At 62.4% G+C, this 24,504-nt stretch carries 19 protein-coding genes; 15 read left to right on the forward strand and 4 right to left on the reverse strand.

The genetic code is table 11. The features are described 5' to 3' along the window. The first annotated feature begins 488 nt into the window (after window positions 1-488). The 8 genes from Q0D52_RS04430 (at window position 489) to Q0D52_RS04465 (ending at window position 9,786) form a co-directional block, all read left to right on the forward strand. Window positions 489-1,115, forward strand: coding sequence for a MarR family winged helix-turn-helix transcriptional regulator (locus Q0D52_RS04430; RefSeq protein WP_294380440.1), 627 nt, complete (start codon window positions 489-491; stop codon window positions 1,113-1,115). Further along, the gene (locus tag Q0D52_RS04435; RefSeq protein ID WP_294380442.1) at window positions 1,106-3,271 is read left to right on the forward strand and encodes an ABC transporter ATP-binding protein; all 2,166 of its coding nucleotides are present in this window, start codon (window positions 1,106-1,108) and stop codon (window positions 3,269-3,271) included. Before Q0D52_RS04430 ends, Q0D52_RS04435 begins: the two co-directional genes overlap by 10 nt. After that, window positions 3,268-5,133: an ABC transporter ATP-binding protein gene (locus Q0D52_RS04440; RefSeq protein ID WP_294380444.1), complete on the forward strand. Its 1,866-nt coding sequence runs from the start codon at window positions 3,268-3,270 to the stop codon at window positions 5,131-5,133. The genes Q0D52_RS04435 and Q0D52_RS04440 overlap by 4 nt, the downstream gene beginning before the upstream one ends. A gap of 49 nt (window positions 5,134-5,182) precedes the next feature. Beyond that, window positions 5,183-5,896, forward strand: a complete 714-nt coding sequence (locus Q0D52_RS04445) for an HAD-IB family hydrolase (RefSeq protein WP_294380447.1) — start codon at window positions 5,183-5,185, stop codon at window positions 5,894-5,896. Between the two features lie 195 nt (window positions 5,897-6,091). Next, a complete protein-coding gene (locus Q0D52_RS04450; protein WP_294380449.1) occupies window positions 6,092-7,654 on the forward strand; it encodes a hypothetical protein in 1,563 nt (520 codons plus the stop codon). After that, the gene (locus tag Q0D52_RS04455) at window positions 7,654-8,175 is read left to right on the forward strand and encodes an Rrf2 family transcriptional regulator (protein ID WP_294362149.1); all 522 of its coding nucleotides are present in this window, start codon (window positions 7,654-7,656) and stop codon (window positions 8,173-8,175) included. Before Q0D52_RS04450 ends, Q0D52_RS04455 begins: the two co-directional genes overlap by 1 nt. A gap of 2 nt (window positions 8,176-8,177) precedes the next feature. Then, window positions 8,178-9,071: an adenine glycosylase gene (locus tag Q0D52_RS04460; protein ID WP_366930326.1), complete on the forward strand. Its 894-nt coding sequence runs from the start codon at window positions 8,178-8,180 to the stop codon at window positions 9,069-9,071. A 136-nt stretch (window positions 9,072-9,207) separates the two neighbouring features. Continuing rightward, window positions 9,208-9,786: a manganese efflux pump MntP family protein gene (locus Q0D52_RS04465; RefSeq protein WP_294362150.1), complete on the forward strand. Its 579-nt coding sequence runs from the start codon at window positions 9,208-9,210 to the stop codon at window positions 9,784-9,786. A 100-nt stretch (window positions 9,787-9,886) separates the two neighbouring features. Here the strand turns inward: Q0D52_RS04465 and pheA are convergent, their stop codons facing one another. After that, on the reverse strand, window positions 9,887-10,741 hold the full coding sequence (gene pheA / locus Q0D52_RS04470) for a prephenate dehydratase (protein ID WP_294162571.1): 855 nt from the start codon (window positions 10,739-10,741) through the stop codon (window positions 9,887-9,889). Window positions 10,742-11,090: 349 nt separating this feature from the next. On the opposite strand from pheA, the gene Q0D52_RS04475 reads away from it, so the two are divergent. The 6 genes from Q0D52_RS04475 (at window position 11,091) to Q0D52_RS04500 (ending at window position 16,870) form a co-directional block, all read left to right on the forward strand. After that, entirely contained in the window at window positions 11,091-12,371 is a 1,281-nt protein-coding gene (locus Q0D52_RS04475) for a hydrogenase small subunit (protein ID WP_294380451.1), read from the forward strand. A gap of 3 nt (window positions 12,372-12,374) precedes the next feature. After that, on the forward strand, window positions 12,375-14,021 hold the full coding sequence (locus Q0D52_RS04480) for a nickel-dependent hydrogenase large subunit (protein WP_294380453.1): 1,647 nt from the start codon (window positions 12,375-12,377) through the stop codon (window positions 14,019-14,021). Between the two features lies 1 nt (window position 14,022). Next, the gene (locus Q0D52_RS04485; RefSeq protein WP_294380455.1) at window positions 14,023-14,721 is read left to right on the forward strand and encodes a cytochrome b/b6 domain-containing protein; all 699 of its coding nucleotides are present in this window, start codon (window positions 14,023-14,025) and stop codon (window positions 14,719-14,721) included. 196 nt (window positions 14,722-14,917) lie between these two features. Beyond that, on the forward strand, window positions 14,918-15,346 hold the full coding sequence (locus tag Q0D52_RS04490; RefSeq protein ID WP_294380456.1) for a hypothetical protein: 429 nt from the start codon (window positions 14,918-14,920) through the stop codon (window positions 15,344-15,346). Between the two features lie 3 nt (window positions 15,347-15,349). Beyond that, entirely contained in the window at window positions 15,350-15,925 is a 576-nt protein-coding gene (locus Q0D52_RS04495; protein WP_294380458.1) for a hydrogenase maturation protease, read from the forward strand. 228 nt (window positions 15,926-16,153) lie between these two features. Then, on the forward strand, window positions 16,154-16,870 hold the full coding sequence (locus tag Q0D52_RS04500; protein ID WP_294380461.1) for a DUF6198 family protein: 717 nt from the start codon (window positions 16,154-16,156) through the stop codon (window positions 16,868-16,870). Window positions 16,871-17,057: 187 nt separating this feature from the next. Here Q0D52_RS04500 and nth read toward each other — a convergent pair whose 3' ends face one another. Continuing rightward, a complete protein-coding gene (gene nth, locus Q0D52_RS04505) occupies window positions 17,058-17,744 on the reverse strand; it encodes an endonuclease III (protein ID WP_294380462.1) in 687 nt (228 codons plus the stop codon). A 474-nt stretch (window positions 17,745-18,218) separates the two neighbouring features. Between nth and mfd the strand changes: the two genes are divergently transcribed. Then, a complete protein-coding gene (gene mfd, locus Q0D52_RS04510; RefSeq protein ID WP_294380463.1) occupies window positions 18,219-21,719 on the forward strand; it encodes a transcription-repair coupling factor in 3,501 nt (1,166 codons plus the stop codon). A gap of 162 nt (window positions 21,720-21,881) precedes the next feature. Here mfd and Q0D52_RS04515 read toward each other — a convergent pair whose 3' ends face one another. Together Q0D52_RS04515 and Q0D52_RS04520 are read right to left on the reverse strand one after the other, a co-directional pair. Further along, the gene (locus Q0D52_RS04515) at window positions 21,882-23,885 is read right to left on the reverse strand and encodes an NAD(P)H-hydrate epimerase (RefSeq protein WP_294380465.1); all 2,004 of its coding nucleotides are present in this window, start codon (window positions 23,883-23,885) and stop codon (window positions 21,882-21,884) included. A gap of 135 nt (window positions 23,886-24,020) precedes the next feature. Further along, entirely contained in the window at window positions 24,021-24,491 is a 471-nt protein-coding gene (locus Q0D52_RS04520) for a methylated-DNA--[protein]-cysteine S-methyltransferase (RefSeq protein ID WP_294380466.1), read from the reverse strand. Window positions 24,492-24,504: the final 13 nt, after the last annotated feature.

Genomic DNA, 24,504 nt, shown 5'->3' on the forward strand with positions numbered 1-24,504 from the left:
AGGTGACGCTCGAGTGGAGGCTGGTCGCCACCGGCCACAACATACGGAAGCTCTTCCTCGCAGAGTCGAGGAAGGCGGCGGGGGCCACGGCGTAGGGCGGCCCCCCTTTTTTTCTTCTTATCGCTTCGCGACGGCCGGCGCGGCCTCGGGATCTTGGGCACAAGAAAGGGGCCGTACCAAAATCACTTTTGATACAGCCCCTTTTTCGTATTCCCGGGTTAGGTTCGCCTTTGCCGTTGAGCATCATCGGGGGGCGATGATTCGTTAGGCGACGGGTGGGTTGCTTGCCTTCGTTCCATGAACAGAACGCCCGCTTCGCCGCTTTCCCTCTCCGCTCTCCACGCCTGCGCCTTCTGCGGCCTGGCGGATGCGGTATAAGGACTTTCCGACATACTTTCGATACCTCGATCGTAACTCCTTGGTTCGTGCTATGGTTTAGGAGCTAAATATTAAGCAACTAAACAATACAGTGTCGAAAGGAGATTCGCGTGGACGATACTGCGGCTGGATTGCGTCGCCGTTTGTTCAATGCTGCGGCGCGCATGCGCAAACAGCGTCAAGAGCCGGCGGCGCCTAAGGGCGTCACGCCTGCGGAGATGTACGCAATCATGGCGGTTTCCCGCTTGGAAGGGGAGGGAAGGAGCGTCCGATCCGGCGACATCGCCAAGTGTGGGCATGCAACTCCGAGCGCCGTTTCGCAAACCCTGAAATCGCTTGAGGAGAAGGGCCTTATCACGCGTCAGCGCGATAAAGGGGACAGCCGTGCCGTCACGGTGCGCCTCACCGAGGAAGGTCGTGCGTTCAGTGCACGCGGTCGCGAGCTGCACGAGCAGATGATCGACAAGGTGCTCACCTACCTCGGCCCCGAAGACGCCGAGCACCTTGTCCGAATCGTGGAGCGTCTGGCCGATTTCCCCGCTTGCAAGGCGGCGCAGGAGCAGCAGGATGGGTGTGCGCAAGCCGGCAGCCCGGCAGGGGACGTTGATGCAAACCCCGCTTCCGACGCAGATGCCGCCAACGCTGCCGCGGGCGACGCGGCTGTGAACGGCCCCGCTTCCGCTGCCGGTGCATCTTTGCAAGCCGTTTCCGCGGAAGGGGGCGTGCCGTGCGCATAATCAAGAACCTGGCCCAGCACAAGCTGGTGGTGCTGCTGATCGTGGTGCTGCTGTGCGTGCAGGCGGCATGCGACCTGGCGCTGCCCAACTACACCTCCGACATCGTCGATACGGGCATCCAGCAGCAGGGCGTTCAGGACGTTGCCGCCGAGCAGCTCACCGAGCGCACCCATGATCTGGTGGCCATGATGCTGCCCGACTCCGATGAGCAGATGTTCGCCGACGCCTACGCCCAAAACGAGGACGGCACGTATGCGCTGACGGAATCCGGCAAGCGCGACCGCGCGGCGCTCGATAGCGCCATGGCCTTGCCCATGACGGTGACCTGCTACGCCGATCAAATCGCCGAGCTTGACCTTGACCAGGTCAAAGCCGCCTACGACCAGGGCATGATCGGCAAAGACGACATCCAGACCATGCTCGATCGGGCGCGCGAGTCCATGGGCGATATGGCCGATACCCTGATTGCGCAGCAAGGCTTGGCCGCCGCCCGCGCCGAATACGAGCAGTTGGGCTACGACCTTGACGCCATGCAAATGGATTACCTGGTGGCAACCGGCGCGAAGATGCTCGGCCTTGCCGCGCTCGGCATGGTCATCGCCGTCATGGTGGGCTTTTTGGCCTCGCGCACCGCGGCCAAGGTGGGCCGCAGCCTACGCGAGCGCCTGTTCAACCAGGTGGTCGGCTTCTCCGATGCCGAGATCCAGTCCTTCAGCGCCGCGTCGCTGATCACGCGCGGCACCAACGACGTGCAGCTGGTGCAGATGGTCACCGTCATGCTGCTGCGCATGGTGCTCTACGCGCCCATCCTGGCCATCGGCGGCATCATCATGATCGCGCGCACCGACCTGTCCATGGGCTGGATCATCATCGCGGCGGTCGCGGCCATCGCGGTGGTCATGGCCGTGCTCATGAAGGTGGCCATGCCGAAGTTCAAGATCATGCAGAAGCTCATCGACCGGGTGAACCTGGTGTCGCGCGAGCTGCTCACGGGCTTGCCGGTCATCCGCGCGTTCGGCCGCGAGCAGCACGAGGAGGCGCGCTTCGATGAGGCGAACACGCGCCTGATGAAGACGCAGCTGTTCACCAACCGCGTGATGACCTTCATGATGCCGCTCATGATGCTCATCATGAACCTGGTGTCGGTGGGTATCATCTGGTTCGGCGGCCATGCCATCGATGCGGGCAACCTGCAGACCGGCGACCTGATCGCGTTCATCACCTACTCCATGGTCATCATCATGGGCTTCCTTATGATCGGCATGCTGTCGATCATGCTGCCGCGCGCCGATGTGGCCGCTCAACGCATCGACGAGGTGCTTGCTTGCAAGCCCTCCATCGTCGACCCCAAGCCCGGCAAGGCCAAGGACGCGCTGCTCGGCGCCAATGGGCTGCCGGGCGCGCGCATCGCCTTCGAGAACGTGAGTTTCAGGTACTCCGATGGCGCCGAGTGCGTGCTCGAGGACGTCAGCTTCACGTGCGAGCCGGGCAAGACCACGGCCATCATCGGCTCGACGGGCAGCGGCAAGTCCACGGTGCTCAAGCTGGCGGAACGCTTCCACGACGTAACGTCGGGCCGCATCACCGTCGATGGCGTGGACGTGCGCGATGTCAGCCAGCACGCCCTGCGCTCGCAGCTGGGTTATGTGCCCCAAGCGGCGTTTTTGTTCAGCGGCACCATTGCCTCGAACGTGGGCTACGGCGTCGACGGCGCCGACGAGGACCGCATCCGCGAGGCCGCCGATGTGGCGCAGGCGAGCGAGTTCATCGCCGAGCGCCCCGAGGGGCTGGCAACGCCTATTTCCCAGGGCGGCACGAACGTCTCGGGCGGTCAGCGCCAGCGCCTGGCCATCGCCCGCGCGCTTGCCACCGATGCACGCGCATACCTGTTTGATGACAGCTTCAGCGCCCTTGACTACAAGACCGACGCCGCGCTCCGCCATGAGCTATCCACCCGTTTGGGCGGCAAGACCATGGTCATCGTGGCGCAGCGCATCTCCACGGTGCTCAACGCCGACCAGATCGTGGTGCTCGACGAGGGCCGCGTCGTGGGGCGGGGCACGCATGAGCAGCTCATGGGAAGCTGCCAAGAGTATCGCGAGATAGCCATGTCGCAGCTATCGGAAGAAGAGCTGAAGGGAGGTGATGCGAGATGAGCGCGAACAACGAGGATCTGAAGAAGGTCACGCAGCGCCGCCGTCCGCATGGGCCGGCCGCGCGCATGATGCCCGGTGAGAAGGCCAAGGACTTCAAGGGCTCCATCGGCAAGCTCGTGCGTTTCATGGGCCAGTTCAAGGCGGCGCTCGTACTTGCCATCATCTTCGCCATCGGCTCGGCGGCGTTTAACATCGTGGGCCCGAAGGTGCTTTCGCAGGCTACCACGGAGCTGTTCGAGGGCCTGGTGGCGAAGGTGGGCGGCACCGGCGGCATTGACTTCGACGCCATCGCCGGCATCATCGCGGTGACGCTGGTGCTGTACCTGGTCAGCGCGGCGTGCAGCTTCGTGCAGGGCTGGATGATGACGAGCGTGTCTCAGCGCACCTGCTATGGGTTGCGCCGCGCCATCGCGGAGAAGATCGACCGCATGCCCGTGGGGTACTTCGAGCGCAACTCCACCGGCGACACGCTCTCGCGCATCACCAACGACGTGGACACGCTCGGGCAAAGCCTGAACCAGGGCGTGACGCAGCTTATCACCTCGGCCACCACCATCGTGGGCGTGGTGATCATGATGCTGACCATCAACCCGCTGCTCACGGGCATCACCGTGCTCATCCTGCCGGTGTCGTTGGTGCTCATCTTCACTGTGGTGAAGGCCTCGCAGAAGCACTTCAGGGCGCAGCAGGCCATGCTTGGCGCCATCAACGGGCAGGTGGAGGAGACGTTTTCCGGCCACGCCATCGTGCGCGCGTTCAATCGCGAGCAGGCGGTGGCGGAAACGTTCGGTAAGACCAACGAGAAACTCTACGAAAGCGCTTGGAAATCACAGTTCCTGTCGGGTTTGATGCAGCCCATCATGAACTTCGTGGGCAACCTGGGCTACGTGGGCGTGGCGTTGGCCGGTAGCGTGCTTGCCGTGCAGGGCGTCATCACCGTCGGCGACATCCAGGCGTTCATCCAGTATGTGAAGAACTTCACGCAGCCCATCACGCAGCTGTCGCAGGTGGGCAACGTGCTGCAGCAGATGGCCGCGGCAGCCGAGCGCATCTTCGCCTTCTTGGAGGAGCCTGAGCTTGAGCCGGAGAAGCCTACGGCTAGTGCCGCCGACGTGGATTGCGACGTGGAGTTCGACCATGTGCGCTTCGGCTACAGCCTCGACAAGCCCGTCATCGGCGACTTCTCCGCGAAGGTTCGCCAGGGTCAGACTGTGGCGCTTGTAGGCCCCACCGGCGCGGGCAAGACCACCATGGTCAAGCTGCTCATGCGCTTCTATGATGTGGACTCGGGCGCCATCCGCCTAGGCGGCACCGACATCCGCGAGTTCTCGCGCACCGACGTGCGCAACCAGTTCGGCATGGTGCTGCAGGATACGTGGCTGTTCAACGGCACGGTGCGCGACAACATCGCCTACGGCAAGCTCGATGCCACCGACGCCGAGGTGGAGGCTGCGGCGCGCGCGGCGTACGTGCACCATTTCATCACCACCTTGCCGCACGGCTACGATACGGTGATCAACGAGGATGCCAGCAACATCAGCGCAGGTCAGCGGCAGCTGCTCACCATCGCACGTGCCATCTTGGCCGACAGGCGCATGCTCATCCTGGACGAGGCCACCTCAAGCGTGGACACGCGAACCGAGGAGCGCATCCAAAGGGCCATGGACAACCTGATGGCCGGAAGCACGTCGTTTGTGATCGCGCACAGGCTGTCAACCATCAAAAACGCCGATCTCATCTGTGTGTTACAGCATGGTGACATCGTCGAGCAGGGCACGCATGATGAGCTTCTTTCCCTTGGCGGCGCGTATGCTGAACTGTATAATTCTCAGTTTGAGGATGATGGTGTCGAACAAGAGTAGCGTGCGGAGGGGTGCGCGGCTCGAGTCGGCTTGGGACGAAAGCGCGCACATGACCGCACAATCAGAGGCAAGGAAAACGGCAAGCCGTACCGGGGATGGCCCGGTGCGGCTTGCCGCGTTCGACTTCGATGGCACCTCGCTTGACGGCAACTCGCCCGTCATGCTGGTGATGCATCTTGCGAAGCTGCGCATGCTCAACCCTACGGTGCTGCTGCGCATCGGGCTGTGGGCCGCGGCGTACAAGCTGCGCCTGCCGCAGAACGAGGCGTGGGTGCGAGGGCTGGTGTTCCGCGCCTTCGCCGGCAAGCCCAAGGCCGAAGTGGATGCCTTCCTGCATGATTTCTATGACGAATGCGTGGCCCCGCATGTGCGCGAGCAGGCCAGGCAGGCCATGGACGCATGGCATGAGCAGGGCGTTTCGGTGGTGTGCGTTTCGGCCACCTTCGAGCCCATCATCGAGCGCGCCATGCGCGACCTGCCCTTCGATTACCAGATCTCCACGCGTATGAAGGTTAACTACGACGGCACGTACGCCTGCGAGGTGGATGGCGTGCCGGTGGAGGGCGACCGGAAGATGATCGAGCTGCGTCGCTTCGCCAACGCGAAATGGGGCGAAGGCGGCTGGGAGCTGGTGGCGGCGTATGGCGACCATCACTCCGATCGCGCCCTGCTTGCCGGAGCCAAGCAGGGGTTCGCCGTATGCCCCGACCGCCCGCTCGGGCGTACCGCCCGCGAACGCGGCTACCAGGTGCTTGAGTGGTAAACGCCCGCAACCAGCTTGCATGGGGCCGTCGGCGGCCCTTGGGGCAGGTGCGTCCGTTGCCCATGGGCGATAAGCGCCCATAGCTTCTGGGTGACGGGTTTGTTTCGATTTCTTGGCTTGCGGCCGCAATGCGGCCGCTTCCGGTAAAATGATACCGAACCATAGCTATTTTGACACTTGAAGGAGGTTGGGTTTATGTTGGATAACGACGTGAACGATATGCCCAGCCGAAGCGATGAGCCGTCCAGCTCCGTTTCCGGATATCTGAACAGCGCTGAACAGGCTGCTGAGCAGGGAAATCTTATGCTGGCGCTGCATCTGTACCTGGCAGCGTTCGAGCGTGGCCAGGCCGCCGAGGGTGCCGTGCCCTCCGAGGCCGCCATCGCGGGTCTGAAGCGCGCATGGCGCCTGGCGTGCACCTTGAAGGAGCGCAGCATCGCCGAATACGTGTTCGAGCGCATGGAGCCTTACCTTTCCAGCGACGAGGTGGCCGCCTGCGCAGACCAGCTGCAGGAGCTGGCGCTTGCCAAGCTCGAGGAGTTCGGGCTTTCGCGCGACGAGCTCGAGGGCATGACCGACATGATCTCGCAGGACATGATGGGCGAGGGCGTGCCGCGCGTGCTGCGCGTGGAGCACCTTACGGCACCGGGTGCGCCCGGCGGCGCCGACAAGCCCGAAGGCGGTGCGACTGGGAATGCCTCGCCTGCCGAACCCGGCGTGGATGCAGCGGGCGAGCAGTCCGTTGCCGCCGGCCCGGCGCCTTCCGAAAAGCCGCAGGCATCTGCGGGCAAGCCCGCCCCCGCCGCGGTTCCGGCGCAGCCCATGCTCGCCCCTATCGAGCACCTTACCTATAAAGAGCTCGTAGGCTTCGACGAAGCGGTGCGCTCGGTGCGCGCGCTTGGCCTCGGCATGCAGAAAGACCCTGAGTTCCAGCAGCTGGTGCGCCAGCTCAACGTGCGCCATGGGCTTGATCGCATGCCTGCGTGCGACGCGCTGCTCATCCGCAGCCCAGCGCGCGAGGATGCCAACCAGTTCATGATGGCCACGTGCGGCGAGCTGGGGCTTCCGGTGCTGCGTATGCGCATGGAGGAGAACATGCAGGGCATGCCCGTGCTGTGCGTCATGGCGCAGGCCGACCGCCAGCCCAAGCTCAATCAGGCGCGCAATGCCTTCGAGGAGCCGGCGGTGCTCGTCATCGAGGATATCGACCTGTGGGCGGCTCCGGCGTTCGACCAGCCTGAGGATATCGGTGGGATGATCATGTCCGCGCTGTCGCGCGGCGCGCGCGAGGCGGTCAACCTCATCCGCTCCTCGGCCGACGATCCGGACGTGTTCGTGCTGTGCACCTCGGCGCTCGGCAACGACGTGGACCCGTATTTCTTCGACCTGCTGGGGCCGGTCTCGGCGGTGGATATCGACTATCCCACCGAGAAGGAGCGCGCCGACATTTGGATGGAGATCGCTCGCGAGCACCCGTCCGTGCGCGGCGTCGACCGCGATCAACTGGTCAGGTTCTCGCAGGGTATGCCGCGTTTCGATATGCATATGGCGGCACGCGAGGCCATCGAGGAAGCGTATAAGGACAGCCTCACCAAGCGGCGCTACATCCCGGTAACTACGGACAACCTGTTCGATAAGCTGGCTGCATACCAGCCGCTCGACTCGCCGGAATACAAGGCGCTCGAGCAAGCGGTGGTCGATGATTTCAGGAGGGAGCTCGACCACTTGGACGACCTGTTGAAGGGGGACGGGCAGTAATGGATATCACGCGGCGCTGCGATTACGCGCTTCGCATCTTGGAGGCAGCCTACGAAAGCGGCGACTCCTACGTGTCGGTCGCAGACATCTCCGAGCAGGAGGACATCCCGTATGCGTTTGCGCGCAGCATCCAGCACGACCTGGTGAAAGGCGGGCTTATCAAGACGGTGCGCGGTGCGCGCGGCGGTCTTGCGCTTGACTGCGACCCGGCGCAGATCACCCTGCTCGAGGTGCTCGAGGCGGTGCAGGGGCCCGTCAGCGTCTCGCTGTGCGCGGTCGACGCCGAATATTGCAAGCGTCGCGGGGGGTGCTCGTACAACAAGCTGTGGATGGGCGCGGACAGCCTGCTGAACAGCTACTTCGACTCCATCACGCTCAAGGAGCTCATGGAGCAGGGCGGGCGGCATCCCGTCATCAGGAAGGCCATCGATTCGGCGCCTCCGTCGGCGCGCATGTCGTGCCCGGTTGATGCGTGCGGTGGATGCGGCGCTCAGCCTGCCATCAAGGAAGCGCAGTCGTAGACGTGGTGCGCAAAAGCATAGCCGATCTGGCGGCGTCCGCGGTTTGGCCCGCGGGCGCCGCTATGTCTCAGGACGAGTTCTGTCGCTTCGTGCTCTCCGAGGGGCGGCGGTTGTACCGTGACCTGCCGTGGCGCGGCATCGACGATGCCTACGGCGTGCTCGTGAGCGAGGTCATGCTCCAGCAAACGCAGGTCAAACGCGTACTGGGGCGTTGGGAGCGCTGGATGGGGATGTTCCCTTCTCCCGATGCGCTGGCGGCAGCCGCATCCGCCGACGTGCTGGCCGAGTGGCAGGGGCTCGGCTACAACCGTCGTGCCCTGGCGCTCAAGCGCGCGGCCGAGGAATGCTCGCAGCGCTTTGGCGGGCGGCTGCCCGAAACGGTGGAGCAGCTTCAGGAGCTGCCGGGCATCGGGCCGGCAACGGCGGCCGGCGTCACCGCCTTCGCCCGCAACCTTCCCGCCATCTACATCGAGACGAACGTGCGCACGGTGTTCATCCACACGCTGTTCCCCGATTGCGAGGCGGTGACCGACAAGCAGCTTGAACCGCTGGTGGCGGCGTGCTGCCCCGAAGCCGGGCAGGTTCGCCAGTGGTATTACGCGCTGCTGGACGTGGGGGCGGATTTGAAATCGCAGGTGGGCAACGCCTCGCGGCGAAGCGCGCATTACACGCGCCAGTCGGCGTTCGAAGGATCGCGCCGGCAGAAGCGCGCGTGTCTGGTGCGCATCGTGCTGGCTTGCCCCGGCATCGCCGTCGAGCGGGCGGCGGCGCTTTTGGATGCCGAGGAGCAGGCGGCGGGGCGCGATACGCTCGACCCGCAGCTGTTCGCCGGCATCTGCGCCGACCTTGAGCGGGAAGGGTTCTTCCGTCGGGAAGATGGCCGCTTGTTCGCATAAGCAATAGCGGTTTGCAAATTCCGGACACTTAGTCCTACGTCCCCGAACTGTCCCCGAACTGTCACGATTCGGACGGTTCGGGGACGTAGCACCAAGTGTCCGATGGGGGGGTTAGGTTCAAGACGAGAGGATCATCATGGGGTTTGTTGAGTTGTTCTTGATCGGCGTGGGGCTTTCCATGGACGCCTTCGCCGTTTCCATTTGCAAGGGCCTTGGCATGAGCCGCCTGAACATGAGGCAGGCGGCGGTCATCGCGCTGTTTTTCGGCGGGTTCCAGGCCTTGATGCCGCTTATCGGATGGGCTTTGGGAAGCCAGCTTGCCGAGCTTATCACGCCCATCGACCACTGGATCGCGTTCGCGCTGCTGGCGTTCGTGGGCGGCAAGATGCTCTGGGATGCGTTCCATGAGGACGACGAGCAAGGCGGGGAAGCGAAAGACGCCAAGCTCGACCTCAAGGAGCTGCTTATGCTGGCCATCGCAACAAGCATCGATGCGCTTGCCGTGGGCATCACCTTCGCGTTTCTGCAGGTGGCCATCGTGCCGAGCGTGACCATCATCGGCGTGACCACCTTCGTTCTCAGCTTCGTGGGCGTAGCCGTCGGCCATTTCTTCGGCGCGCGCTTCGAAAAGCCCGCAACCATCGCGGGCGGAGTGGTGCTCATCCTCATCGGCGTGAAAATCCTGCTCGAGCATCTCGGGGTCGTCGCCTTCTAAACGGCGAAGCGGCCGCTCATCGGAGCAGCCGCTTTCGTCTTCACCATATATATAGGTGCGCGCAAGGTTTCGCCTTCGCTTGCGCAGCGCTTCCGGGGCGCTATTCCACGGGGTAGCTGCCGAGCACCTTCACCTCGCGCAGCTTCAGGCGCAGGCAGTTCAGCGCGGTTTGCACCTCAAGGTCCTGCGTGGAGCCTTCGATGTCCACGAAGAACATGTAGTCGCCGAGCGCCTGCTTGGTGGGACGGCTTTGGATCTTGACCAGGTTGATGCCGGCGTAGGCGAACTCGGACAAGATCATGAGCAGCGCGCCGGGGCGGTCGGTCTGCAAGAACAGCGCCAGCGACGTCTTGAACTTGCTGCCCGTCAGCACCGGGACATGGCCCTGGCGGCCGATCAGCGCAAACGACGTTTGGTTGCCGAAGTGGTCCTCGATGCCCGTCTCGGCCACTCGCGCGCCGTAGAGCTGTGCGGCGAAGGCGTTGCCGATGCCGGCGACGGACTTGTCGGACGCTGCGCGCCGCGCGCTGTCGGCGGTGGATGCCACGGTCACGGTGGGGATGCCGTGCAGGTTGTCGTTAAGGTAGCGGCGGCACTGCGCCAGGCCCTGCGGGTGGCTTGCCACCGTTTTCACGTCGTCCAGGGTGGCCTCGGGGTGCATGATCAGGCAATGATGGATGTCGAGCACATGCTCGCCTAAGATGGTGGCGCTTGAACGGAACGCGAAGTTGTCGAGCGTGGCGGTGACGGGCCCCTCGAGCGCGTTTTCCGTGGCAACCACGCCGTACTCGCATTTCCCTCGGTCCACGCAGTCGAATACCTCGGACAGCGAGGGGCATTCGATCAGCTGCGGGTCGTCTATGCCCAAACGTTTGGCGAATGCGCGCGCCGCCTCGTCGTGATAGGTTCCGGCGGGGCCCAGGTAAGCGAACGCGGATGGGGGTTCAGCGGTCATGCGAAGCTCCTTCATGCAGATTTATTCATTTATCTTGCGAAGATATGATAACGGTTCTGTATAAAAATGCGCGAGTGATAACATAACCAACAGGAGTGGAGACGACTGGGGATGGAAGTCTGCGATTTCATCCCCAATCGGCGAAGGCGCGCGTGCGCGTTTCACGACGGAAGGCCCGGGTTCTGCAAGCCCCGTGCCTTCCGTCGCGTTGCGTGCGGCGCCATCAAGGCCGCAAGCCCGACCGTCGGTATGTCCGCCCTCGGGCCGCGCGTCATCGCGTATCTTCGCTCCATATGCAAAAGGGTCTGGAAACAGGCCAGACGAGATACACCTGTAAGGAGGTGTGCGTATGGAAGGAGAGGCCGCAATGTCCGCGTTCGCGAACATGCTTGAGGCCAGGGGGGTCACCCGTCGCGACTTCATGAAGTTGTGCGGCACCGTGGCCGCTGCCGCCGGGCTGTCCCAGTTGACGGTCCCGCAGGTCGCCCAGGCTCTCGAGACGTCCGTCATCGGCGCCACGAAGGGTAACCTCTACCCGGTCATCTGGGTCGAAGGCGCATCCTGCACCGGCTGCACCGAGTCGTTCGCTCAGGCTCAGACGCCCAACGCCGCAGAGGTGGTGTTGGACATGATCTCCCTGAACTACTCCGAGACGCTGTCCGCTGCAGCGGGCTACTCCATGGAGGAGGCCAAGGAGCAGACCATCGAGGCCGGCGACTACATCCTCATCTACGAAGGCGCCATTCAGGAGAAGTGGGGCGGCAACGCTCTGCGCGTGGCCGGCAAGCCCGGCACCGAGCACCTGATCGAAGCCGCAAAGAACGCCAACGCCGTGGTGGCGCTGGGTTCCTGCGCCGTCAACGGCGGTTGGATGGGCGCTAAGCCCAACGTCACCGACGCCATGGGCGTGCAGCAGTACCTCAAGAAGGCCGGCATCAACGTGCCCGTCGTCAACGTCCCCGGCTGCCCGGCCAACCCCGAGTGGCTCACCAGCGTGCTCGTCGACGTCGTGCTCATGAAGCTCAAGCCCGCCGATCTGGACCTCAACTCCGAGGGCAAGCCGGCCGGCATCTTCAACCAGACCATCCATGACAACTGCGAGCGTCGCGGCCACTTCGAGAACGGCGAGTTCGTCTACGAATTCGGTTCCGAAGAGGAGAAGAAGGGCTACTGCCTGTACCCGCTCGGTTGCCGCGGTCCTCAGACCAAGTCCAACTGCGGCGTGGTCATGTGGAACGACCGTCGCAGCTGGTGCGTCCAGGCCGGCGCCCCGTGCATCGGCTGCTGCGAGGCCAACCCCAACGACCCGGGCCAGAACTGGGTCGAGGTCAACACCCCGTTCCTGAAGCGTCATCGCAACCTGCACATCGGCGACTGGGACGTGCAGCCCACCACCATCGCCGTGGGCGTTACCGGCATCCTTGCCGCAGCGCTCGTGGTGCATGGCTTCGGCATGAAGGCCACCGGCCGTATGGACGGCGGCGCGGACTTCGAGAAGAAGCGCGCCTGGGATGCCAAGCACCCCGAGAAGTCCGTGGGCACCTATGAGGTGTCCGAGCCCGAGCGCCAGAAGATGTACAAGGAAGACACCGGTCACGACGACCCCAATGCAACCAAGGAAGGGAGGTAAGCCATGACGCGTTCCGTAATCGATCCCGTAACCCGTATCGAGGGCCATCTGCGCGTTGAGATGGAAGTCGAGAACGGCAAGGTATCCGACGCCTGGGTATCCGGTGGCTGCTTCCGCGGCATCGAGCTGGTCGTTGAGAACCGCACGCCCGAGGACGCTGCCCAGATCGTGCAGCGCATCTGCGGCGTTTGCCCCGTGTCGCACGCCCATGCCAGCTCCATCGCGGCTGAGAAGGCTTACGGCATCACCATCTCCAACAACGCCCGCATCATCCGCAACATCCTGGAGGGCGCCCAGTTCCTGCACAGCCACATCCTGTGGTTCTACAACCTGGCCGGCCTTGACTACGTCAATCCGCTGAACGCCCTGAAGGCCAACCCCGCCGACGCCATGGACCTGGCTCGTGCTGCCGGCACTTCCATGAACAGCGATTTCGTTGCCCTGAAGGAGCACCTGTCCCAGTTCGCCGAGAACGGTCAGCTGTCCATCTTCAGCGGCAACTGGTTCGACGCCGAGGACGGCACCGGCTTCAAGCTGCCGCCCGAGCTCGACCTCATCTGCACCGCTCACTACCTGGAGGCTTTGGGCATGCAGGCCAAGGCTTCCCAGATCAGCGCCCTGCTGGGCGGCAAGATGCCCCACGTCATGACGCTTCGTCCGGGCGGCACGGCATTCGTGCCCACCGACCAGAAGCTTGACGACCTGAAGCTGCTGGTCGACGAGCTGTACAACTGGGTCGAGGCTACCATGATCCCCGACGTGCTGGCTATCGCTCCGTACTACGCCGATGCTTTCGAGTACGGCAAGGGCCCGGGTCGCTACATCGCTTGGGGCGTCTTCGAGCGCGAGGACTTCAAGATGTCCAATCGCTACCTGCCCTCCGGCGTGCTCGACGAGAACCTCAACCTCTCCGAGCCCGACGAGAAGGCCATCGCCGAGTGGGTCGGCCGTTCCTGGTACAAGGGTTCCGAAACCTACCAGGCGCCGAACTTCACCACCGAGCCGGAGTACACCGACTACAACGTGAACGACCGCTATACCTGGGTGAAGTGCCCGTCCTACAACGGCAACTCCATGGAGGCCACCAGCCTGTCCCGTATCCTGGCCGCCTACAAACGCAACGTGCCCTTCGTCAAGGAGCACGTGGATGCGTTCTTGAAGGCGCTCGGCCATGAGGGCGACCTGTCCGTGGCCCAGTCCACGCTTGGCCGTACCGCCATCCGTCAGATCGAGACGCTCTACATCGCCACGCTCATGAAGGAGTGGGTCGACGAGCTGATCGAGGCCGTGAAGTCCGGCGATTCCGAGTACTTCCGCGCTCCTGAGACCACCACCGGCGACGGCTCCGGTTTCTGGGAGGCCCCGCGTGGCGCTCTTTACCACAGCGAGTCGGTCAAGGACGGCAAGATCCAGGGTTACCAGATCATCATCCCGTCCACGTGGAACCTGGCTCCGAAGAACGAGAAGGGCCAGCATGGTCCGCTCGAGGAGGCTCTGATCGGCGTGCCGGTGGGCGACATCGAGAAGCCCATCAACGCGCTGCGCACGGTGCACTCCTTCGACCCCTGCACGGCCTGCTCGGTCCACATCTCCGAGCCTGCCACGGGCAAGCGTTTCGAAACCGTCACGAGCCCTTGGGGGGTGAAGTAACATGGCGCATTTGGCACATTACCGCGAGGCGCATCCGTTGCCGTTCGTGATCACGCACTGGATCAACCTTGTTGCCATGGTTCTGCTGATTTTCACCGGCTTTTATATTCACTACCCCTTCTTCTGGGGTTTTGAGTCCATGGCCCGTGGTCTGCACGTGTTCTTCGGCTTTGTGCTGTTCATCAACTGCATCTGCCGTTTGATCATGGCCTTCATCGTGAAGTCCTCGCCGACCGGCGGTACCCGCAAGCAGGTTACCGACTACAAGACGTGGCTTCCGCAGAAGGACAACCTGCATCAGGGTCCGCAGTGGATCAAGTACTACCTGTTCTTCAAGAAGGACCACCCGCTGTCCGCTAAGCTGGGCGTTCCGCAGAAGATCAGCTACCTGTTCATTCCCGTGCTCATCATCCTGATGTTCTACACGGGCCTGGCTCTGTGGGTTCCCAGCTCCGAGATCCCGTTCTTCGCAGCGGGCACGTCTTTGGTGGGCGGCATCATGAGCATGCGCATCATCCACTACTTCATGATGTTCGTGTTCATCTGCTTCATGTTCATCCACATCTACCTGGCCAACGTGGAGGGTATCGCTCCTACGCTGCTCATGTTCTTCCATAAGGAGCATGGCGGCCTGGTGTACGATCCTGACATCCACAACATCATCGGCGAGGATGATTTAGGTCACGGCAAGCAGCACTAGTTTTCACGCTGTGCAGGGATGCATGTGATTTGAAGACCCGACCACTTCGGTGGCCGGGTCTTCTTTTGTGTTGGGGCAAGTTGTCGGGCATGGAATCCTATAGGCGATTTTGCCTTAGCGACTGTGATCCACTGCTATGAGATTACAATTATGCAGAACCTGATTTTGTTTATATCCCCTGATAGATTGGTTATTCATGGCTGAGTTGACCGATGAGCAGATTGCTTGTGAAGAGAAGTTCCTTGAAGGTATCCCGCGTTGGAACATCGGCGCGCTGTTCCTGCCGCCCGTTTGGGGACCGGCTCACGGTTTTTGGGCCACTATCCTGTTCTATCCTTTATGGTTGGTTGCCGACAATTTGTTTTATGCTGCATATTCGGAACGTACGCCGCTTGCGATCGCTTTTGCTGCCGTTATCGGGGCAGTATTGGTTGCAGTCACGTTTTTGTTCTCGCGCTTAAGCCAGCCTTTTGCGGCTCATCGGGCAGTCGCTCGCGGCGTTTCCAAGGATACCTACGTGCGGCGTGAGCGTATTTGGGCGGTGGTTTGCGTGCTCGTCGGCCTTGCGATGCTTGGATTCGCCACTTGGTACAACCTGATGATTCGTCCGGGTGTGGAGGGGTAGAACATGGCTGATGTGCAAGAAAATTGGGGTTTGCGGGAATATGTTGCCAGCAATGTGGCCGTTCCCAAGGAATTGCGTCCGCGGCGAGTAGCGGTGTTTTGCGTGGGCAATCGATTGATGCTCGACGATGGCATCGGGCCTGCCGTCTTCGATGAGCTTGTGGCTTCGTACGATATCCCGGACAACGTTGAGATTTACGATCTGGGGTGCTTGTCGCTTGCTATGATCGACCGCGTGCGCGAATTCGACGTGATCATGACCGTGGATGCTGTGGATGATTCCGGTCAGCCTGCAGGCACGGTGTTGCGCTATGCGCCCGATGCGATGGCACGTCATGTGGGCATCACGGCGAGCCTTCATGATTTGAAGCTGATCGACCTCTTCGATTCCGCAGCGTTATTGGGATATCAGGCTGAAGGGCTTTGCTTGGGAATGCAGGTGGAAAACGCTTCTCCGGCTGAAGCGACCGAAGGGCTCACCAGGCCCGTCCACGATGCGTTGCCGCTTTTAGTGGATGTTGTGGTCGGCGAATTGACACGACTTGGCTGCCCGCTTTCTGCTAAGGGCGTATCGGATTGATTTACCATGTGAAACTGTTCGCTATAAGCGGATTAGAGCGGCTTGGTTTCGGGAGGTCTCCCCTCGTTTCAATCGCGTGACTTTTCGTTTGGTGAAAAAAGAGCCGTATACTGCCCAATCGACCCTATTTGGGTGGCGCAATTTGGTAGCCATGAACGTAGAATAATGCCGCTTCTGCAAACGGTGGGCTCCTGAGCTTACCGGGTGAACCGAAAGGTGTTCTCGTTCATGACACGTTTGAGCCGTAATGGCGTATCTTTTCTTGCGCGTAGGTGGATATCGTACTGCATCGGCCTGTTCCTCGTTGCGCTTGCTATCGCCTGTTCGGTGAAATCAGAGCTTGGAATCTCACCGGCTTCCTCAATGGCATATGTGGCTGGTCTTGCGAACGGGTGGTCGATGGGCACCTGGACCGCTATCTTTTACACGTCGTTCGTGGTGCTGCAGATTCTTTTGAAAGGCCGCGCGTTCGAGCCGAAGAACTTGCTGCAGGTTCCGGTTTCCATGGCGTTCGGCATCGTTGTCGATTTCGCCAACTACCTGTTCTCATTCGCCCCTGATCCAACGTGCTATGGTGCGCAGTTGTGTTATCTGGCGCTAAGCCTGGTCATCATGGGTTTTGGGTATGTATACTACCTGCCGCCCGATATCATCGCGCTGCCTAGCGAGGGCGTTATGCAGGGCATAAGTTACCGGTTTGGGTTGAAGAACTCCACGGCGAAGCTCATTTGGGACCCTTTGTGCGTTATCGCCACGTTCGCCATCTCGCTGACCTGTCTGGGTGGGATCGTGGGTATTCGCGAAGGCACCATTGTGGCCGCATTCGGCAATGGGCTTGCAATGAAGGTGTTCATGAAGCTGTTTAAGGAAAAGCTGTCCGACCCTCTGCTAGGCGTGAAAAGCGACGCCGGCGTTCCGTGCGGCTCGCAGAGCCAGTTGGGGTAGGCCTTACTTCTTGGTCTTTTGGCTTTTGTCGGCGAATTTCAATCGGGTGCAGCCGTACGTAGTATTGCGGCAGGGTTTTAAGGATTGCTTGCGCGTGCTGTTGTGCACCGCTTATAGAGCATGGCTCCCGCTTCCTGTTGAAGCGAGAGCCATTTTAGCTTTACCCTCGAAATTTGTTACGACCACCTTATGAGCCGCATTGCTGCAGGGCATTATTTTTTCCGGCGGAAGGGCAGAGATCGGAAAGAAAGCACTCTTCGCATTTCGGCCGGCGTGCGATGCACGTTTGACGGCCGAACAGTACCCACTGGTGATTGATGGGCCCCCAATATTGTTTCGGGTAGAGTTTTAGCAGGGCATCTTCGGTCTTCTGAGGCGTATCTGCGGAGGGTCCCACAAGCTTCAGCTGGTGCGCGATACGGAACACGTGGGTATCCACTGCGATGCCCTCGACGATGCCGAAAGCTTCATTGAGCACCACGTTGGCGGTTTTGCGTCCAACCCCGGGCAGCTTCTGAATCAACGCCATATCTTGCGGGATTTCGCCTCCGAAATCGCTGATCACCATTCGAGCGCATTTGATGCAGTTCGCGGCTTTCGCATGGTGAAATCCGATGGTGCGGATAATCTCCTCGACTTCGTTCACGTCAGCATGAGCTAGAGCTTCCGGCGTTGGATAGCGTTCCCATAATGCAGGCGTAACCTTGTTCACGCCTTTGTCGGTGGTTTGCGCCGACAGCAACACCGCTATAGTCAATTTGAAAGGGTCGCCCCAATAATGCAGCGCGCACTCTGCGGCTGGAAAGTGCTCGTCCATTCTTTGGGCGATGGCTATCGCGCGTTCCCTTTTATCCTTCATCAACTCGCGCGGCATGGGCGATCCTTCCGGTTCTCGGTTAAATCCAAACAGCAGTATATCGAAAGATGTTGTACACGGCTTTTCGGCAGAAAAATCGTTATGTTATCTGGACATATATAGAAGGCCGAATAACAATATGAGCACATAGGAATACCCGAACAAGACCAGGTAAATCAATAAAATGGCAAGCAGTTCGCCTGTTATCGAGAATCGCTTGCTCAGGTGCTGCGCGCTGCGTCTGAACGTTTCCAACATCGCCCCACCACGGCTCATCGTTTCTTGCGTGAAACGGTAGTACGGTGAAATACACGAACAAATGTTGCTGTTTGCGTGTTGCTTGTTGTCGGCTTGTCGAGTCGCCACGAAGGTGCGTGATACACTTTTCACCCTGAAAACATGCGCGGCTTACACGAAGGAAAGCTGCGCAAGCAAGCCCGGGTGTGCATGGTGCCATTGGGGCTGGCCGATGGTGATGGGGGAATGCAACGTATGCTTATCGATTCTCTGCGCTTCGCGCTCGAGCGCTCGGAATGTTTGGATGGGTTCTGGTCCAATCTCGATGCCGGCGACGATGGCACGTTGGGCGTCGCGAACAGCGCGCGCCCGTTCATGGTCGCCGCGCGATTCTCGCACAAGCCGCAGACCACGCTTGCGGTGGTGGCGGGCGAGGATGCGGCGGTGTCGTTCGCTCGCAGCTTGTCCGCCTATCTGGGCGAGGACAAGGTGTTGCGCTTCCCTGAGCGCGCCGACCTGCCATTCGATAAGAAGACTGCAGATCTTGCCACCGTTGCCCGGCGTATGCAGGCGGCGCATGCGCTGCAGACCGGGCGGCAGGTGGTCGTGGTCGCAAGCGCGCGGGCGTTGCTGCGCACGTTGCCGCCGGTCAATGCCAACGCCTCTGCGCCGTTGACCTTCGCCTGCGGCGCGGAGCTCGCAGACATGCCGGGCGCGCAAGCGGCGGGCATCCAAGATTTCGACGACCTTATCCATGCGTTGGAATCGCGCGGGTTCTCCAATACCGGCGAGCTTGACGGCCCAGGCACCTTTTGCACGCGCGGCGGTACCGTGGACGTGTATCCGGGAAACCTGAGCTTCCCCGTTCGCCTCGACTTCTTCGGCGATGAGCTTGACGAGATTCGCCGCATCGTGCCCTCCACGGGTCAGACCATCTCCAGCCTGCAGAGCGTGGAAATCTATCCCGTCGTGGAGTTCTCCTGCAGCAAATCGGGTTTGGCGCGTGCGCGCAAGAAGCTTGCGGCCCAAGCCGGCTCGAATCCGGCGTTGCGCAGCGTTTCCGAGCATTTGGAGAACGCCGAGGGCGGTTTGCGCTTCGAGGGAAGCGACGTGCTGCTGCCGTACCTCTACGACAAGCCGATCACGCTCGGCGCCTATCTGCGTCGCGATGCGCTGTCGGTGCTTATCGAGCCGCGAAGCCTGTTCGATGACATGATGCATGCCAGTGAAGAGCTGGAAGCGAAGGCCAAGGGCACCAACATCGCCCTTGAGGGCCTGTTCTGCCCGGCTCCGCAGGTCAGCTTCGGCGAGTGCCAGCGTGCAACGTACGTGTCCATCATGCGCGTGGGCGGCAACGTTGACGTGGAGCTGCCGGTGAAACGCGTCGAGGCGGCGGGGCATCCCGATAAGCTGTTCGGTCGTTTGCGCACGCTCGTCGACGACGGCTACACGGTGGTGTTCAGCGCCCCGAACCGTCGAAGCCGCGCCGATATGATGCTCGCCTTCGTCGATCACGGCCTTCCCATCCAGGAATGGCTCGATGCCGAGGAAAACCCCGATGATTTGGACGGGCAGAAGAAGCGCCGCCTGCGCCGCGGGGTGGTCAACGTCGTCGACGTGGACATTCCCCTGGGCATGATCATCCCGAAGGCCAAGCTCGGCATGGTCAGCGTGTCCGACACTCAAGGGGCCTCCACCGCACGTCCTAGCCGCCATATCGACATCACCGAGATCACGTTCCCGTACAAGCCGGGCGATTACGTGGTGCACGCGCAGCACGGCATCGCGCACTTCAAAGAGCTGGTGCGCCGCGAGATCGATGGCACGGCGCGCGACTATCTTCTGCTGGAATACGCCGAGGGGGATAAGCTGTTCGTCCCGGTCGAGCAGCTCGACCGTGTCACGCGCTATGTCGGCCCCGAGGGTTCCACGCCGCGATGCACCCGCCTGAACACGGCTGATTGGTCGCGCGCCATGAAGAAGGCAAGCGCTGCCACCAAAAAGCTGGCGTTCGACCTGGTGGACGTGTACGCGCGCCGAGCCAGCGCGCAAGGCTACGTCTTCGGTCCCGACACGCCGGCGCAAATCGAGATGGAGGAAGCGTTCCCCTATAGGGAAACGCCCGACCAGCTGGCCGCCATCGCCGATGTCAAGGCCGACATGCGCAGCGCGAAGCCCATGGACCGCCTGGTATGCGGCGACGTCGGCTTCGGGAAAACCGAGGTGGCGCTGCGCGCCGCCTTCGCCGCAACGCAAGATCGCAAACAGGTCATGGTGCTGTGCCCGACCACCATCTTGGCGCAGCAGCATTTCACGAACTTCAAGGACCGCTTCGCCCCGTTCGGCGTGACCGTCGAGGTGCTCAGCCGTTTCCGCACGCCCCAGCAGCAGGCCGCGGCGCTCAAGGGGTTCGCGGATGGCAGCGTGGATGTGCTCGTGGGCACGCACCGGCTGCTGTCGCGCGATGTGAACCCCCACGACCTGGGCCTGGTGATCATCGACGAGGAGCAGCGCTTCGGCGTGGGCCACAAGGAGCAGATGAAGAATCTGCGCGAGAGCATCGACGTGCTCACGCTTTCGGCAACGCCCATCCCGCGCACCATGCAGATGTCGTTGTCGGGCGTGCGCGACATGAGCCTCATCCTCACGCCGCCCGACGATCGCCGCCCCGTTGAGGTGCACGTAGGCGAATGGGACCCCGACGTGGTCAGCGCCGCCATCAGGCGCGAGCTTGCCCGAGGTGGGCAGGTGTACTACGTCTCCAACCGCGTCAGGTCCATCGAGGAGGCGGTGCGCCGCGTGCAGGCCGCAGCCGGCGAGGCGCGCGTGGGCGTGGCGCACGGGCAAATGGACAAGGACGCGCTGGAGAAGGTGATGGAGGAGTTTTCCGCAGGGCAGCTCGATGTGCTGGTCGCAACCACCATCATCGAGTCCGGCATCGACAACCCGCACACGAACACGCTCATCATCGAGGATTCGCAGCGTTTGGGCCTGGCGCAGATGTATCAGCTGAAAGGCCGCGTGGGCCGCGGTTCCACCCAGGCGTACGCGTTCTTCATGTTCCCCGAACACGTCAACCTCACCGAGGAGGCACAGGCGCGCCTGACGGCGCTGGACGAGCACACCGATCTGGGCAGCGGCATGCGCATCGCCATGCGCGACCTTGAGATCCGCGGCGCCGGCAGCCTGATGGGCGCCGAGCAGTCCGGCAACATGTCGGCGGTCGGTTTCGACCTGTTCGCGCAGATGCTCGGCGCGGCCGTCAACGCCACGCGGGAGGGCGACCTGAAGGCCGCCGAGGGCCTGCCGCCGGCGCTATCCGATATCACGGTGAACCTGCCGGGGCGTACGTACCTGTCCGAGGAATACGTGCCCGAGGCCGATGAGCGCGTGCTGTGGTATCGCAAGATCGCCAGCGCCGCAACGGTGGGCGCGGTGGAGGACATCTACAACGACTTGGCGGGCAAGCGCCCCGATATGCCGCAGGAGGCGCAGAACCTGTTCGAGAAGGCGCGCATCAAGGCGTTCGCCAACGAGCACCACATCAAAACGGTATCGGTGGTGGCCGGCAAGCTGGTAGTCGAGCCTATCGACATCCCGCGCGACAAGATGACCCCCTTGCGTCGTGCGGGCGGCCGCTATCTGTCCGACAAGCGCAAGCTGCAGCTGCCCTTGAAGTATTTCCGTCTTACGGAAAAGGACAACCTGTTCGGCCCCGTGGCCAAGTTCCTGCGGGAAATGCACGGCGAGGAGTAGCGTTCAGGACGCGCGGCAGGCGAAGAAGGGCAGGTGCTAAGCGAGCGCATCGATGAACCGGTCGACGTTATCCACCAGCGGGGCTAGTTTCATGCTTCGGCCATATGATCGGTGTAGCTACCCTTTGCTTCGCGTGCTTGCCGCGCATCGGGCTTCGCCCGTTCACCTCATGGCATCAAGGTAATGCTCGACGTCGTTGACAAGGGGAGCAAGCCGCACGGCGCCGGTCATAGGAGCTGCCTTGCGGGCAAGCAGGCCCGGCTTGTACACGATCATGGTGACGGTCTCATCGGCATAGATACGGGGTAGGGCGGCATCGCCGGTTTGCGCCGAAACGCCGGAGGGAACGTCTGCCGCTATGGTGAACGGCGCGTCCTTCGCCTTGCCCGCCGCCTTCGCATGCGCCGGCGTGCCCTTGCCGGTCTGCGCGCGGTGCCTGCTGCCTATCCGCTTGCGGGCGAGCTTGCCGTGGAAGCGCCGACGATTCGCAAGCTGTATCCAGGTGGCGTACGGTTCGCGCACCTGCGTGCCGGAGAAGCCCGTGCCAAGGATGGCGTCGACTACGCCGCTAGCGCGATCGAGTTCGCGGGACAGCTCTTCAGGCGTTGGCGCGACCAGCACGGTAAGCGGCCAGTTGTGCGCTTCGGCGGCGGTAACCGCCTCGAGCGCAGCCGTTCGCGCAGGTTCGGCGGAAAGCTGCTCGGGCGGTCGCGGACATGCAAGCGCAACGGGCCATCCGGCTTGCGCGAGCGCACGTCCGCATACCCAGCCGTCACCGCCGTTGTTTCCGCTTCCCGTTAAGATCAAGATCGGCGCTGGGTCGGGAACCCAAGAGCGCATTTGATCGGCTATGGCGCATCCGGCGCGCTCCATCAATGCGCCAAGCGAAGTTCCGCCAGCCGCGATGCGCTGCTCCAATTCGGCAACCTTGCCCACATCGAGCACGTGCGTGCGTTCGCGAATCTGTTTGATGCCATCTTCGGTCATGATGCGGGTATTGCTGATAAGGCCGTTGAGCATGATAAACGGCGCCCGCCCGCGCCAGGCCCGCCATGCGCGCACGGCAAGCGTGACCGCCCATGCGAGAACGCCGGCGCACCATATAAAGGTCAATGCGGTCTTATCGTGCACGCACAGCGATGCGAGCGCGCGCAGCTCGGCAGGGGTGGTAGGGATATCGTCCACGCCTGCGACAAGCCCGAACGCCCATGCGGGCAGCAGCACGATGGCGAACAAGGTGGCGTAGCGGCAGATCATCTGCCCGCCGGATGCGGATGCGGCATCGGGTTGCACGATGCGCAGGCGCAGCAGCTTTTGCGCGGGCGTCTGCCCGCGCGTGATCAGGGGGAACATGGCGAACACCGCGGCGATGGCGGCGCATTCGCAGGTCCAGAACGTGGCGTGCTCGATGCCGAAGCCGGCAAGCAGCTGGCTTCCATTCACGGCGTGCACGGCGAAATAGCCGCACCCGGCAAGCGCTTGCGAAAGCGCAAGGTCCAGCCCGAACGTCAGCGCGCGCCGCGTGGCGGATGCGGTCGTTCCGCGCTCGGCGGCCTGCCGCGCGGCAACGCGGACATCGGGAAGCACGCGCATAACCGGTCCGGCAAGCCAGAACCCGACCATACATCCCAGCGTGTTCGTCATCAGGTCATCCACGTCGAAAAGCCTATAGGGGTGTTCGTAGATGCCCCAGATGCCGGTGAGCTGCGTCGTCTCGAACGACAGCGTCACGCAAAAGCCGATGATCAGCGTCTGCCACCAAGGCCGGTGAAAGTAGTAGCGCAGGTATGCGCCCAGCGGCACCAGCAGCAGCACATTGAAAAACGCTTCGTACAGATAAGGGTCGCAGATGGCGGCAAGCCAGGTTGACGGGTCGTCGAGGCGTGCGGTGGTTTCGGCTAGAAACGAGCGCACGAATTGGAAGGGGATAAGCTGCGGCGTCTGGGCGTACGGGACCACCGCCGTGCGATCGGCCGGCAGCGGCAACAGCACCAGGAAATATGCGCACATCAGGTAGAACACGAACGAGTACACCGCCGCGGCGTGAAGCCACGGCACGCTTCCCACCTTGCGATACTTGTAGATGAGAAACGGCGCGGTGATGAGCGCCGCGATCAGCGGGAACAGCAATACCGCCGTGGTTATGGGCATCACGAATTTCGACATGTCCGCGATCTCCTTTCGTCGCCGCTGCCGATGAGGGTCTGCAAGCTGCCGGCTTCCTTGCGATCTGCGGTCTGCACGGGCGCTGAAGCGGTTGCGAAACCCGCCGTCGGCCTCGGCTTGCCAGGTAGCTTTCGGTCAGCGGCTTTGCTCGAGCTTGAGCAAAGCGCCGCGCACGCGCGCGGGCTTTCCCTCCCCCCAAGGCTGGCCGTTGGCGCGTACCAGCCGGTGCAGCGGTACCACGATGGCGAACGGGCACGCGCGCACCGCTGCGCCCACCGCCCGATGCGCGCCAGCATGTCCGATGCGGCCGGCGATATCGGCGGCGGTGGCGGTTTGCGCGAAGGGGATGTCGCAGACCGCGTTCCACACCTGCTGCTGAAACGGCGTGCCGCAGGCGCCGAGCGGCAGGGTAAACGACGTGCGCTTGCCCGCCAGGTATTCCTGCACCTGCGTTGCCGCCTTGTTGGTCAGCTCGCTCGGCGCGCAAACGCCTGCAAGCGGGGCCTTTCCCAAGGCGATGCGCGTGATGGCGCGCCCGTTCGCCGCCACGGTGATGGGCCCGGCGGGGGTGAAGTAGCTGTAGTATGTCGGGCTGTTGCCGTCCATGAGGCCCCTTTCT

Source organism: uncultured Senegalimassilia sp., assembly GCF_934630535.1.
Taxonomy (GTDB): domain Bacteria; phylum Actinomycetota; class Coriobacteriia; order Coriobacteriales; family Eggerthellaceae; genus Senegalimassilia.